Raw genomic sequence first — 13,596 nt, forward strand, 5'->3', positions numbered from 1 at the left:
GGTGGCGGGATCCTCCGGAATGGCATAGAGCTCCACGGTCAGCGGCTTTTTCATCCAGCCGGCATGCACGCTGGTGATGGGCTGGCCGGCCTTGTCCTTCATCTTCGTCTGCTCGGAGCGGAACGGCTTGCCGTAGCGCGCGGTGAGGCTGTCCACCACGTCTTTCTCGGAGCGGACGCCGTCGGTTGGCACGATCACGCCGACCAGGGCGTTGCGGTCGACAAAGGCCACCACGTGGGGACCGTCCATGAAGGCGGGCCGCTTGTCGCGCGGCACGCCAACCTGGCGCATCACGCCGTCGCCACGCACTTCAACACACAGGGCGGTCACGTCGCGGCCGTCTGGGGTGCGCTTGTCGGCGCAATCGGGCAGCGTGGGCAGCGGGCTGCCAATCTCCAGGCTATCCAGCATCGGCGCCAGTTTGTCGGCGGCGCCATCCTTGGGGGCAGCGCCGGCCCAAGGCGAAATCAGCAGCAAGCTGGCAACGGCCAGCCCGGCGAGGGGGTATTTCATCCAGACTCCTGAGAAAAGCTCCGGGTTGGAGCGCCCCCTGCGCGCGTGGTTCCTGCCACCCGCCACAAGATGGCATGGCAGGCACATTGCCGGGGGTTAATGCGTCATATTCATCACTGCGTTGGCCATGACCGCCAGCAACACCAGCAGCAAGCCCCACAGCATCAGGCGCGGCACCCGGCTGGGCGGCAACTGCCGCCGCGGCGAGCGCGCCGACGACGGTAACGGCGCGCGCGGGCGGGTATGGCCATGCAGGCCGCGCGTATGCCAGACGGTGTCCGGCCCGAGGTCGCGCAAAGCGGTGCTTTCCTTGCTATGGGACTTCTGCGGCTGCGGGCGTGATGCGGCGTCACTGCCCGACGGTCGTCTTGTGGCCATCTGTGCTCCCCGGTTCGTGGTGCCGGCGCGGATCCTCCTGTGCCGCCGGTACACAGCGCCGGGTGCATGGCCCGGGCGCCGCCCATGGTAAGACAAAGCGGCACCCGGCACCATGGCCACGGCTCTTTATGTGGCGGGGGCCACTTTGCGCGTGGCTGCCAGGGCTTCGCGCCGGAAGGCATGGCCCACGTGGTGATAGAACGGGTGCGGGCAGAACTGGCGCGCCAGGAACGAGGCCAGCAGCGACGCCGCCAGCAGGAACAGGGTGAGGTCCTGCGAGCGCGTCATCTCCATCACGATCACGCTGGCGGTGATGGGCGCCTGGGTGGCGGCAGCCAGGAAGGCGGCCATCGACACCAGCGCCAGCACGCGCGGCTCGGTCATGCCGCCGAAGAGGTGGCCGACCCAGTCCGCCACATTGGCGCCGATGCCGGCACCAATAGCCAGCGAGGGGGTGAAGATGCCACCGGGAATGCCCGCGAAATACGAGACCACGGTCGCCGCCAGCTTGGCCACGCCGAACCACAGCGTGGCGTGCGGCTCGCCATTGATCAGGCCGGCGGCCTGTTCGTAGCCGGTGCCAAAGGTGGCGCCCCCGGTGGACCAGCCGATCACCGCGGCCACCAGGCCGCACAGGAAGGCCACCAGCACGGGATGCTGCAACGGCCAGGCGAGCAGCCGCGCCGGCATCAACGCGGGCACGCCGCCGATCAGCAGCTTGGCAAACAGTCCGCCCAGCACGCCGTTGACCAGGGCGCACAGCAGTACCGGCCCCCAGGCATCGTGCAGTGCGAGGATCGGCGTCTTGACGCTGAAATAGGGATTGTTGCCAAGGATCGCCAGCGAGAGAAAGCCGGCGGTCAGCACCCCCGACAGCACCAGCCGGTCCCAGCGCACGGCAGTACCGCGGCCGAGCTCCTCGATGGCGAACACCACGCCCGCCAGCGGCGTATTGAAGGCGGCGGCCAGCCCCCCGGCGGCGCCGGCGGCGATCAGCGCGTTGGGATGAAAGCCGATGCGAAAGCGCAGCTTCTCCTGGCACCAGCGCCCCCAGGCGAGCATGGCCGCGGCGCCCACCTGCACCGACGGCCCCTCGCGGCCGATGGAGGCGCCCGCCAGCAGGCCGCCGGTGGTCAGCAGCACTTTCCACATGGACTGGCGGAACGATACCAGCAGGGTCTGCGCCGGCCCCGCCGGAGGCAGGCCGAACGCGGCGATCACCTGTGGGATGCCGCTGCCACGCGCCTGCGGCGCCAGGCGGATCGTGAGCCAGCGCAGCGCGGCCAGCCCGAGGGGCAGCAGCACGAAGGCCAGCCAGGGCGTGGCGGCCGCCAGCTGCGCGTTCCAGCGCAGGGCCACCTCGGCAATCCACGCGAAGATCAGGGAGAACAGCGCCACGCCGCCGGCGCCGCACATGAAGACGGCGTAGCGCAGGGTGGTGCGGGAGATACGCCACATCTGGCGCGACTTGCGGCCCGCGGCCATGCGGGCGCGACGGCGCAGCGCGCGCAGCCGGTCGCGGTCGGAGGCGCGCTCGGAAACGCGGTCGGAAGCGTTGCCAGGATCGGACGGCTCGGGACCTTGGCTGTGATTTGGCGTGACGTCGTTCATGGAGCGGCAGGCGTGGGCGAAGAAATGCCGTGACCAGCCCGAGGGCCGGAATCATCACGGCGTGATGGAACTATACGCCGATCGCCTCCAGGCATGCCGCGCACAAAGCGCGCACCAGACGCCCTCCACTCAGTCCAGGCTGATGCTGTTGGCGCGGATGACCTTGCCCCAATGCTCGCGATCCGCCTCCACGTAGCGGTCGATCTCGGCCTGGCTGCGCGGCGGCTGGATCACCAGACCCAATGCGCTGAAGGTCGCCCGGAAGTGCGGATCCTTGAGGACCTGCGCGGCTGCGGCCTGCAGCTTTTCCACCACGTCCGGCGGCGTCTGCGCCGGCACGGCGAGCCCGAACCAGGTTGCGGCCTGGAAGTTGGGATAGCCGCCTTCGGCCACGGTCGGTACATTGGGCAACACTTCCAGCCGGGTGCGGCCGGTGACCGCCAGCGCGCGCAGCTTGCCGCCCTTGATGTGCGGCAGCGAGGTGCTGACCACGTCCACCATCAGTTGCACATCGTTGGCGAGCAGCGCCGAGAGCGCCGGCGCGCTGCCGTTGTACGGCACATGGGTGACCGAGATCCCGAGCTCGGTCTTGAGCATTTCGGTGGCGAGCTGCAGCGCGTTGCCCAGGCCGACCGAGGCGTAGTTGAGCTTGCCGCCGCTGGCCTTGGCGTAGGCCGCGAACTCGCGGATGCTGGTCGCCGGCACCTGGCTGTTGGTCACCACCACCAGCGGCGCCTCGGCACCAACGGTGAAGATCCGGAAGTCGCGCGGCGGATCGTAGGCGATCTTCTTGTAGAGCATGGGGTTGAGCACCATGCTGCCGTTGGTGGCCAGCACCATGGTGTAGCCATCGGCGGGCGCGCGCGCCACGCTTTGCGTGCCGATCATGGTGGCGGCGCCAGGGCGGTTCTCCACCACCACCGTCTGCTTGAGCACACGGCTCATGCCATCAGCCAGCCCACGTCCGAACTGGTCGGTGGAGCCGCCCGGCGTGTAGGGCACTACCAGCTTGATGGGACGGTCGGGATAGGCGGCAGCCGCCACTTGCGAACAGGCGAAGAGGGCGGCGCCGGCCCAGGCGCGCCATCCGGTTTTCCAGCTATGCATTGCGTAGTCTCCTTGGTTTTTCTGATGTCTGGTGCCCCGCTCAAACCCGCCGCGTACGCCCTTCCCAGTACTTGTCGCGCAGGCGGCGCTTGGCCAGCTTGCCGGTATCGTCGCGCGGCAGCAGCGCCTCCACCACGATGGTGCGCGGCACCTTGAAGCCGGACAGGCGCTGGCGCAGCCACTCGATGATGGCCCCCTCCTCCAGCGTGGCCCCCGCCACGGGTTGCACCATGGCCAGCAAGCGCTCGCCGTATTCGTCGTCGGGCACGCCAAACACCACGCAGTCGGCCACGCCGGGATAGCGCACCAGCTCGTGCTCGATCTCGGCCGGGTAGATGTTCACGCCGCCGGAGATCACCATGTCGGAGGCGCGGTCACAGATAAAGAGGTAGCCGTCCGCATCCAGGTAGCCCATGTCGCCCAGGCTCACCAGGCCGTCGCGGTCGATGGCGCGGCGGGCGGCCTCGTTGTTGCGATAGGTGAAGTCCGGGTAGGCGGGCTGGCGCACATAGACCAGGCCGATCTCGCCGGGCGCGCAGGCAACGCCCTGCTCATCCAGGATGCGCACTTCGCCCTGGTCCACCGGGCGGCCCGCCGTGCCAGGCTTGGCCACGGCGTCGGCGGGGGTGGCCACGGTAATCATGCCGGCCTCGCTCGAAGCGTAGGTTTCGTGGACCACCGGGCCCAACCAGTCCAGCATGGCGCGCTTGACCTCGGGCGCGCACGGCGCACCAGTCGACGCGACAAAGCGCAACGAAGACAAGTCGTAACGGGCGCGCACTTCGGGCGGCACCTTGAGCATGCGCACGTACATGATCGGCACCAGGTAGAGCACGTCGATGCGGTGCTTCTCCACCAGCGCCAGCACGTGCTCCGGATCGAAGCGTGCGCACAGCACCAGGCGCTCGCCGAGCTGCAGCGCGTTCTGGATGAACACGCCCGGTGCGCTGTGATACAGCGGCGCGGCCATCAGCGCGCGCGTGCCCTGTACGATGCCCATGGTCTGCGCCACCACCGAGCGCATGCGCGCGAGCTGCTCGTCCAGCATGGCCAGCGGCGGCGCGGCGCGCAGCACGCCCTTGGGGCGGCCGGTGGTGCCGGAGGTGTAGGCCATGTGGCCGCGCGGCGCCACGCGCGGGCCGTCATACGGTTGCTGCGCCGCGAGCCAGCTTTCGTAGTCGGTGGCGCCCGCGGGGCTGCCCTGGCCCGGCGCGGCCACGGCCAGCACCTGCACGCTTACGGGCACCACGGCGCGCACGCCGTCCAGCAGGTCGGCGCTGACGATCAAGGCGCAGGCGCCGCTGTCGGTCAACAGGAAGCGGATTTCCTCGGCGGTGAAGTGCCAGTTGATCGGGCAATAGTAAGTGCCGGCCGTGCGGCAGGCGTGCACGATATCGGCAAAGACCGGGTCATTGCGCAGCAGCACCGCGACCACGTCGCCTTCGGCCAGGCCGAGCGCGCGCAGGCCGCCGGCCAGGCGCGCGCCGCGCTCGCTCAGTTCGGCGCCGGTACGGTGGGTGTCTTCAAACCAGAGGTCAGCGGCCATCAGTTGTCTCCAGCCTGGCTAGGCTTGGTGATAGGGGTGGTCGGGGTCGGTGCGTTGACAGTGCGGCCGGCACGATCGGCGGCGTTCCTGGCCGCGATGCGCTCACGCGCGGCTTGCCACTCGGCGTCGCCCCAGTCCAGGTACTGCTTGAAATAAGCGCCGTTGGCGAGGTAATCGCCACCATCCAGCGCAATGGTCTGTCCGTTGATCCAGGAGTTGTCGCGGGCCAGCAGGAAGGCGGCCAGGTTGCCGATATCCTGCGGCTGGCCGATGCGGCCCGTGGGGTTCTGGCCGCTCATGGCGTCTTGCTGCGAGTCCTGCGGGCGCAGGCGCGAGCCCGCGCCTTCGGTCGGGATCACCCCCGGCGCGATGGCGTTGCAGCGGATGCCGTGGCGGCCCCACTCCACGGCCAGCGACTTGGTCATCGCATCCACGCCCGCCTTGGACATGGCAGAGGGCACCACGAAGGGCGAGCCGGTCCAGACCCAGGTCACGACGATGGAGAGCACCGAGCCAGGATGGCCGTCGCGGATCCAGCGCTTGCCCACGGCCTGCGTGGTGTAGAAGGTGCCGCGAAAGACGATGTCGGAGATGGCGTGGAAGGCGTTGGGCGACAGGTCCTCGGTGCGGCTGATGAAGTTGCCTGCGGCGTTGTTGACCAGGCAGTCGAGCGGGCCGTGCCGGGTCCAGATGGTCTCGATCATGGCGTCGACGGCAGCCGCGTCGCGGATATCCACCGCGTGGGTCACGACCTTGGTGCCGTGCTGGTGGCGCAGCATCTCGGCGGCCTCGTCCAGCACCGCCAGCCGGCGCCCGCACAGGTGCAACTCTGCCCCCAGCCCGGCCAGGCGCTCGGCCATGATCAGGCCCAGCCCGGTGCCGCCACCGGTGATCAGCACGCGCTGGCCGGCGAAAAGATCGTCCTTGAACATGGTGTCTCCTGCTTGTTGTAGGGCGGCGTGGCGCCTGCCTGGCCCCGCCGTGGCAATCCGCCAGGGCATGGTCACTGTAGCCCCGGTTCCCGGCATCGACAATTCCCTCGTGGAAACTCACAATGTTGCGTCAGACGCGACAATTCTCCATGGAATCCCGGATGGACCTCAACCTGATCCAGGCCTTCGTCGACATCGTCGAGGCCGGCAATTTGTCCGAGGCGGGCCGGCGGCGCGGCGTCACGCGCTCGCAGGTCAGCCGCCAGCTGCGCGAGCTGGAGCACCAGGCCGGCGCGCAGTTGCTGCGCCGGACCACGCGCCGGCTGGAGCTGACCGAGCCGGGGCGCGCGCTCTACCAGCACGGCCTGCGCATCCTGCAGGAAGTAGCGGCGGCCCAGGCGGAGATCGACAGCCTGGGCACCACCCTGCGCGGCCATGTGCGGGTGAGCGTGCCGACCGGGCTGGGCGACACCTTCCTCGCGCCGCTGCTACTGGAATTCACCGGGCGGCATCCCGGCATCTCGCTGCGGGTGTTCTTTGCCAACCGCGTGGTGGACCTGATCGCCGCGGAGATCGACGTGGCGCTCAAGGTCACCTCGCAGCCGCCGCTGGACCACGTGGCGCGCGACATCTGCGCCATCGACTGGCAGCTCTGCGCCTCGCCCGGCTACCTGGCGCGCCACGGCCCGCTGCTAACCCCGGCCGACCTGGCGCGCTGCCAGTTCCTGTGCCCGCCCTACCCCGCGCGGCGCTTCGTGCTCACGCTCAACTGCGGCGAGCAGCGCGACGAAGTGGAACTGAGCCCGCACCTGCAATCCGAGCATTTCCCCTTCCTGATGCGCGCGGTACGCGACGGCCACGGCGTGGGCCTGCTGCCCGTCTACGCCGGCTGGGACGATGTGCGCGAAGGCCGCCTGGTGCCGGTGCTGACCGGATGGAAACCGGAAGGATTGGGCAGCCGGCTCTACATCATCACCACACCCAACCTGCATCCGTCGATGGCCACGCGCGCCTTGATCGACTTCCTGCGCGAGCGGATTCCGGCGCTGGATGTCTTCAGCGGCCCGGGCGATGCCGCTTTGTGCGCGCCCTGATCCGCTTTGGTGCGGGTCTCCCCGCGCGCCACTCGCAGCACGCCAGCGAACTTTCAAAGTGCAAGTTAAGATACGCCGGAACCGCTGGCTTGCAAAATGCAAGTAAAAAATCCGAGCCAACCCTGCAAGCCGAGCGAAAGGAGACCATGGGACATACCGACTTTGCCAGCATGCCTTGCCCGATTGCCCGCTCGATGGCGGTACTGGGCGAGCGCTGGGCCATTCTTTTGTTACGCGAGGCGTTCTACGGCAGCACCCGCTTTGACGAATTCCAGCGCCACCTGGGCATCGCGCCCAACATCCTCAGCGCGCGCCTGAAGACGCTGGTGGAACACGGCATGCTGGAGCGCGTGCCAGCACCCGACAGCGCGCGGCACGTCTACCACCTCACAGAAAAAGGCCGCGACTTCTTCCCCGCCTTCGTGGCGCTGAAGGCCTGGGCCGACCGCTGGATGACCGACGAGCGCGGCCCGCTCACCTTGCTGCAGGACAAGCACACCGGCGCGGAGATCGCCACGCCGGCGCTGGCCCGCCCGGACGGCAGCCCGCTGACGCTGGACGACCTGCGCGTGGCCCCCGGCCCGGGCGCGGGCGGCTATCTGCGGCGGCGCTTTGGCGCCGCTGCCGACCCGCAAGCCACGAACGACCCGCTGACGGAAGAATCGGTGTCCAGCCATGAGTGAGCCGCAAGCCAATCCCATGGCCGCAGCCGCGATGGCGCCGGCCGCAGGCACGGCCGCACCCATTGCCACCCCCATTGCCACCCCCGGACACCCGCTGATGCGCGAACTGATGCGCCGCATCCTGGTGCTGGCCGCGCCCACCAGCCTGATCGCCTTCCTGCAGTCCGGCGCGCAACTGATCGAGACCTGGCTGGCGGCACGCCAAGGCATGGCGGCGCTGGCGGGCTGGGCGGTGGTGCTGCCATTTGCCTTGCTGCTACAGCAGATGTCCACCGGCGCCATGGGTGGCGGCGTGGCAGCGGCCATCGCCCGCGCGCTGGGCGCGAACAAGCGCGAGGAAGCCTCGTCGCTGGTGCTGCACGCGCTCATCATCGCGCTCACGGCGGGCCTGGCGTTTGCCGTGGCGATGGCCGGCTTCGCGCGCGGCATACTGGGCGCGGTGGCGGGGCAGACCGCGGCCGACGCGGCCGCCACGTATGCGATCTGGCTGTTCGGCGCCGGCGCGGTGCCGGCCTGGCTGGCCAACACGCTGGCATCGGTGCTGCGCGGTGGTGGCCGCCATGCGCTGGCGGCGCGGGTGCTGTCGCTGATGTGGATCGTCTTCCCGGTGCTGGCCTGGACGCTGGCCGAACCGGTGGGCATGGGCCTGGCCGGCATCGGCGCGTCGCTGGCGGCGGTGTCGTGGGCGGCAGCGCTGGCCATGGCCTGGGTGGTGCTGCGGGGCGGCGCAGGGTTCGTGCCGATGCTGCGGATCCGCCCGTCGCGCGCGCTGTTCACCCGCATCCTGTCGGTGGGGCTGGTGGCCTGCGCGCTGGCCTCGGTAGCCAACCTGTCCACCATCCTGGTGACCGCACAGCTGCGCCACTACGGCACCGCCGCAGTAGCCGCTTACGGCATCTCGGCGCGGCTGGAGTTCCTGATGATTCCGCTGGCGTTCGGCGTGGGCTCGGCGCTGACCGCGCTGGTGGGCCTCTCGGTGGGCGCGGGCGACTGGGCCACCGCGCGCCGCACGGCGTGGGCCGGTGCGTTGATGGCACTGGCGCTGGCCGGTGCGGTCGGTGCCGTGGTGGGGCTGGCGCCGGATACCTTTGTCGGGTTCTTCACCAAGGATGCCGAGGTGGCCAGCATCGCCGCGCGCGCGCTGTCCTGGGTAGCGCCGGCCTTCGGCGGCTTCGGGCTGGGCATGGCGCTGTATTTTGCGGCAATGGGCGCCGGCCGCATGGGCTGGCCGATCGCGGCCGGCATCTCGCGCATCGCGCTGGCCGCCGGCGGCGGCTGGGTGCTGGCCAATGTCGCGGGCATGGGCCTGGACGGGCATTTCCTGGGCGTGGCGCTTGGCATCACTGCCTACGGCGTGGTGACGGCGTTCGGCGTGCGCGACGCTAACTGGTCGGCGCGCTGAGGCTGAGGCGGGCGGCGAATCGCGGCGAGCTGCGCATCTTGCTTCGGTGGGTTCGGCCATGCAGCTAAAACACGGCTTGGGTCTTGAATGTGCCTGGCGGCAGCCTCAGCTACGTACCTCTTGCATGGCGCGGCGAAAAAGCGACGCCAAACGGACATTGAGCGACAACAGGCGCACGGGCACGGAAGACCTGCCTTTCACCTGCGGTTCCGCCTGCATCGCGGCGCTGGAATGCACTAAAACAAAACTGGACGCGGGAATGTTCCTGGCGTTCGCTCTCTTGGAGGCGGCATGCCCCCTCGTACCACCGTTTTCGTCGCGGCCATCGTGGTTGGGCTGTTGCATGGCTACATCGGCCTGCGCCTGTTACCCGACCTGCCCGTATCCTATGTCGTCAAGGCGCTTGCCGTGGCGTGGCTGGCGCTATCCTGGCCGCTGATCCCAGCCGGCCTGCTGGCGCGGCGCCTGGACCAGCCGTGGTCCGATGCGCTTACCTGGGTGGGCATGCTGGCAATGGGTTTCTTCTCCTCGCTACTGGTGCTGACGCTGACACGCGACGTTGTGCTGCTGGCAAGCGCCGTTGCAAGCTGGCAGCCGGACTGGCTGCTGCCCCGCACCGCGGTGGCGGTGCCGGTGCTCGCGCTGCTGGTCACCGCGCTGGGGCTGTTCAATGCGCGGCGGCTGGCGCAGGTGGTGGAAGTGGAAGTGCCGATCGCCGGCCTGCCCGACTCGCTGCACGATTTCACCATCGTGCAGATCAGCGATATCCACGTCGGCCCCACCATCAAGCGCGCCTACCTGGAGCGCATCGTGGCGCGCGTCAACGGGCTGCGGCCGGACGCCATCGCCATCACCGGCGACCTGGTCGACGGCACGGTGCGCGAGCTGGCGCCGCACACCGCGCCGCTGGGCGATCTGAAGGCGCGCCATGGCACGTTCTTCGTCACCGGCAACCACGAGTACTACGCCGGCGCCGAGCCGTGGATCATCGAGCTGCGCAGGCTGGGCCTGCGCGTGCTGATGAACGAGCATGTGGTGATCGGCGAGGACGAGGAAGCGCTGGTGCTGGCCGGCGTGACCGACTACTCCGCCCACCGCTTCGACGAAAGCCACCGCAGCGACCCGGCGCGCGCGCTGGACGGCGCGCCGGCGGTGGTGGCAGCGCGCGTGCTGCTGGCGCACCAGCCGCGCACCGCGCCAGCCGCTTCCACCGCCGGCTTCGACCTGCAGCTTTCCGGGCATACGCACGGCGGCCAGTTCTGGCCCTGGAACCTGTTCGTGCCGATGCAGCAGCCCTATACCGCCGGGCTCAACCGGCATGAGGCAATGTGGGTGTATGTGAGCCGCGGCACCGGCTACTGGGGGCCGCCCAAGCGCTTTGGCGCGCCCTCGGAGATTACGAAGCTGCGGCTGGTGCCCAAGGCAGGGCCGCCGCGCAACGCGAACCTGGCGTAAAGATCGGGCGGGCGAAAGAGAAAGGGCCCCGCGCGAGCGGGGCCCTTGTCCTTTGTTGGCGCGCAACCGTACGCCGCCTTCCGATCCTGCTTATCGCACGATAGGCTTGTAACGAATACGCTTGGGCTTGGCACCCTCTTCACCCAGGCGGCGCTTCTTGTCCGCCTCGTATTCCTGGTAGTTGCCCGGGAAAAACTCCACGTGCGACTCGCCCTCGAAGGCCAGGATGTGAGTGGCGATCCGGTCCAGGAACCAGCGATCGTGGGAGATCACCATCACGCAACCAGCGAACTCCAGCAGCGCATCTTCCAGCGCGCGCAGCGTTTCCACGTCGAGGTCGTTCGACGGTTCATCGAGCAGCAGCACATTGCCGCCGGAGATCAGCGTCTTGGCCAGGTGCAGGCGCCCGCGCTCGCCACCCGAGAGCGTGCCCACGTGCTTCTGCTGGTCGGAGCCCTTGAAGTTGAAGCGGCCGATGTAAGCGCGCGACGGCGTTTCGTAGCGGCCAACCGTCAGCACGTCGGCGCCGCCGGAGATCTCTTCGAACACGGTCTTGCTGCCGTCGAGCGCATCGCGGCTCTGGTCCACGTAGGCCATCTTCACGGTCGGGCCGACCTTGATCTCGCCGCTGTCCGGCTGTTCCTTGCCGGTGAGCATGCGGAAGAAGGTCGACTTGCCGGCGCCGTTGGGGCCGATGATGCCGACGATGGCGCCGGGCGGCACCTTGAAGCTGAGGTCGTCGATCAGCAGGCGCTCGCCGTAGGCCTTGCTCACGCCGTTGAACTCGATCACCTCGTTGCCCAGGCGCTCACCTGCCGGAATGAAGATTTCCTGGGTTTCGTTGCGCTTCTGGTATTCCTGGCTGTTCAGTTCGTCAAAGCGCGCCAGACGCGCCTTGGACTTGGCTTGTCGCCCCTTGGGGTTCTGCCGCACCCATTCCAGTTCCTTGTGCAGCGCCTTCTGGCGGGCCGACTCGCTCGATTCTTCCTGCTTCAGTCGCGCTTCCTTCTGGTCCAGCCAGGAGCTGTAGTTGCCCTTCCAGGGAATGCCTTGGCCACGGTCCAGCTCCAGGATCCACTCGGCCGCGTTGTCAAGGAAGTAGCGATCGTGGGTCACCGCCACCACGGTGCCGGGGAAGCGCGTGAGGAACTGCTCCAGCCATTCCACCGATTCCGCATCCAGGTGGTTGGTCGGTTCGTCGAGCAGCAGCATGTCGGGGCGCGACAACAGCAGGCGGCACAGCGCCACGCGGCGCTTCTCGCCGCCCGACAGGTTGCCCACCTTGGCTTCCCACGGCGGCAGGCGCAGCGCGTCGGCTGCGATCTCCAGCTGCAGCTCGGCGTTGTTGCCGTCGCTGGCCGCCAGGATGGCTTCGTACTTGGCCTGGTCCGCTGCCAGCGCGTCGAAATCCGCATCCGGCTCGGCATAAGCCGCATAGATCTCGTCGAGCTTCTTGCGGGCTTCGAACACGCCGCCCAGCGCTGCTTCCACCGACTCGCGCACGGTTTGCTCGGGATCCAGCTGCGGCTCCTGCGGCAGGTAGCCGATGTTCAGGTTGGGCATGGGCGTGGCTTCGCCTTCGATTTCCTTGTCGAGGCCCGCCATGATCTTCAGCACGGTCGACTTGCCCGAGCCGTTCAGGCCCAGCACGCCGATCTTGGCGCCCGGGAAGAAGGACAGGGAAATGTCCTTGAGAATGTGACGCTTGGGCGGGACGATCTTGCCCACGCGGTTCATGGTGAAAACGTACTGTGCCATGCGGATCCGGGTGAAATTGGGGGGAATCGGCCAAGTGTAGCAAAGCCGGTCCGCACAAGGCCCTTCATGACGCCCCTGAGGACGCCTTCCGGGCGCGCGGCGCGGCGCTCGGCGTGCCGGCTGCGCGCTTGCGCGTGCGGGTCAGGCTGGAGGTCAGGCGGCGGTAAGCGATGTCCATATGCCGCTGCATAACCGCGCGCGCCAGCTCCGGATCCTTGCCGCGCAGCGCCGCCAGCACTTCACGGTGCTCGGCGATGGCCTGTGCCCAGACCTCGGGCGTCTCGAAGTGGCTGTTCAGCTGATCGAACAGCGGCCCGAGGCGCAGGTCGAAGAGCCGGCGCACCACGCCCACCAGCACGCTGTTGCCGGTGGCTTGCGCCACCCGCACATGGAACAGGCGATCCGCATCGAGCGGCTTGATGCCGGCGGCAGCTTCGGCGGCCATCTGCGCAATGGCCTCCTCGATCGCGTCGAACTGGGCCTTGCGCCCGCTCCTGGCCGCCAGCGCGGCGACCTCGCCTTCCACCAGCGCACGCGCGCGAATCAGCTCGAGCGGCCCTTCCTCGCCGGACAGGTCGAAGCCGGCGTCGACGGATGACGGCGGCTCGCACACGTAGATGCCGGAGCCCATCCGCACTTCGATATAGCCCTCGACCTCGAGCGCGATCAACGCCTCGCGCAGCGATGGGCGGCTGACGCCGAGCTGCACCGACAAATCCCGCTCCGCCGGCAGGCGCGAGCCCACCGGAAACTCGCCGGCCTGGATCAGCGTGCGCAGCTGGGCGCTGATCTGGCGGTACAGGCGTTGCGGTTCGATCGAATGGATAGGCATGTGCGGCCCGAGCGTCTGGCGAAATTGGTTTGACCATTTGTCCAGCCGGCTGGAGTCTAGGCAGCGCGCTAGCGAATGTCCAGGCGGATTCATCGCGCGCTGCAGCATGCGCGGCGGCATCGGTAAAGACCACTAATTGGTAATACCAGTTTACCTGTCCAGACTCGTGAACTAGACTCCGCTCACTCGGCATGCATGCGGCAAGGCAGTGCAATTGGTCGTGGGCATCCGTATCTGCAGCGCACATTAAAGCGGGCATCAGCACACGTAGCGCCTACGCGCCAG

12 protein-coding genes are annotated in these 13,596 nt (G+C 68.6%); 4 read left to right on the forward strand and 8 right to left on the reverse strand.

Going from position 1 to position 13,596, the window contains the following annotated elements; translation table 11 throughout:
• The 6 genes from ACYP5B_RS20310 to ACYP5B_RS20335 all read right to left on the reverse strand — a co-directional run.
• The coding region (locus ACYP5B_RS20310) for a hypothetical protein (protein WP_459570926.1) at positions 1–513 on the reverse strand (513 nt) is incomplete at its 3' end.
• Between the two features lie 96 nt (positions 514–609).
• Positions 610–891 (reverse strand): hypothetical protein, encoded by a 282-nt coding sequence (locus ACYP5B_RS20315; protein WP_267605115.1) that lies wholly within the window; start codon positions 889–891, stop codon positions 610–612.
• Positions 892–1,017: 126 nt separating this feature from the next.
• Positions 1,018–2,502, reverse strand: coding sequence for a chloride channel protein (locus ACYP5B_RS20320; protein WP_459570927.1), 1,485 nt, complete (start codon positions 2,500–2,502; stop codon positions 1,018–1,020).
• Between the two features lie 129 nt (positions 2,503–2,631).
• A complete protein-coding gene (locus tag ACYP5B_RS20325; RefSeq protein WP_459570928.1) occupies positions 2,632–3,609 on the reverse strand; it encodes a Bug family tripartite tricarboxylate transporter substrate binding protein in 978 nt (325 codons plus the stop codon).
• 40 nt (positions 3,610–3,649) lie between these two features.
• Complete coding sequence (locus ACYP5B_RS20330) at positions 3,650–5,155, reverse strand: acyl-CoA synthetase (RefSeq protein ID WP_459570929.1); 1,506 nt, start codon at positions 5,153–5,155, stop codon at positions 3,650–3,652.
• On the reverse strand, positions 5,155–6,087 hold the full coding sequence (locus ACYP5B_RS20335; RefSeq protein ID WP_459570930.1) for an SDR family oxidoreductase: 933 nt from the start codon (positions 6,085–6,087) through the stop codon (positions 5,155–5,157). The genes ACYP5B_RS20330 and ACYP5B_RS20335 overlap by 1 nt, the downstream gene beginning before the upstream one ends.
• Before the next feature lie 161 nt (positions 6,088–6,248).
• Here ACYP5B_RS20335 and ACYP5B_RS20340 point away from each other — a divergent pair, with 161 nt between their 5' ends.
• The 4 genes from ACYP5B_RS20340 to ACYP5B_RS20355 all read left to right on the forward strand — a co-directional run bounded on the left by ACYP5B_RS20340 (position 6,249) and on the right by ACYP5B_RS20355 (position 10,721).
• Positions 6,249–7,181 (forward strand): LysR family transcriptional regulator, encoded by a 933-nt coding sequence (locus tag ACYP5B_RS20340; protein WP_459570931.1) that lies wholly within the window; start codon positions 6,249–6,251, stop codon positions 7,179–7,181.
• A gap of 146 nt (positions 7,182–7,327) precedes the next feature.
• Positions 7,328–7,864, forward strand: a complete 537-nt coding sequence (locus ACYP5B_RS20345; protein WP_459570932.1) for a winged helix-turn-helix transcriptional regulator — start codon at positions 7,328–7,330, stop codon at positions 7,862–7,864.
• Between the two features lie 97 nt (positions 7,865–7,961).
• Positions 7,962–9,266 (forward strand): MATE family efflux transporter, encoded by a 1,305-nt coding sequence (locus ACYP5B_RS20350; protein WP_459570967.1) that lies wholly within the window; start codon positions 7,962–7,964, stop codon positions 9,264–9,266.
• A 291-nt stretch (positions 9,267–9,557) separates the two neighbouring features.
• Positions 9,558–10,721 (forward strand): metallophosphoesterase, encoded by a 1,164-nt coding sequence (locus tag ACYP5B_RS20355; RefSeq protein WP_267605108.1) that lies wholly within the window; start codon positions 9,558–9,560, stop codon positions 10,719–10,721.
• A gap of 90 nt (positions 10,722–10,811) precedes the next feature.
• Here ACYP5B_RS20355 and ettA read toward each other — a convergent pair whose 3' ends face one another.
• Both ettA and ACYP5B_RS20365 read right to left on the reverse strand, forming a co-directional pair.
• Complete coding sequence (ettA, locus tag ACYP5B_RS20360) at positions 10,812–12,479, reverse strand: energy-dependent translational throttle protein EttA (protein WP_318231162.1); 1,668 nt, start codon at positions 12,477–12,479, stop codon at positions 10,812–10,814.
• Positions 12,480–12,543: 64 nt separating this feature from the next.
• The gene (locus ACYP5B_RS20365; protein WP_400091521.1) at positions 12,544–13,311 is read right to left on the reverse strand and encodes a FadR/GntR family transcriptional regulator; all 768 of its coding nucleotides are present in this window, start codon (positions 13,309–13,311) and stop codon (positions 12,544–12,546) included.
• Positions 13,312–13,596: the final 285 nt, after the last annotated feature.

The organism is Cupriavidus sp. 8B, assembly GCF_054589115.1.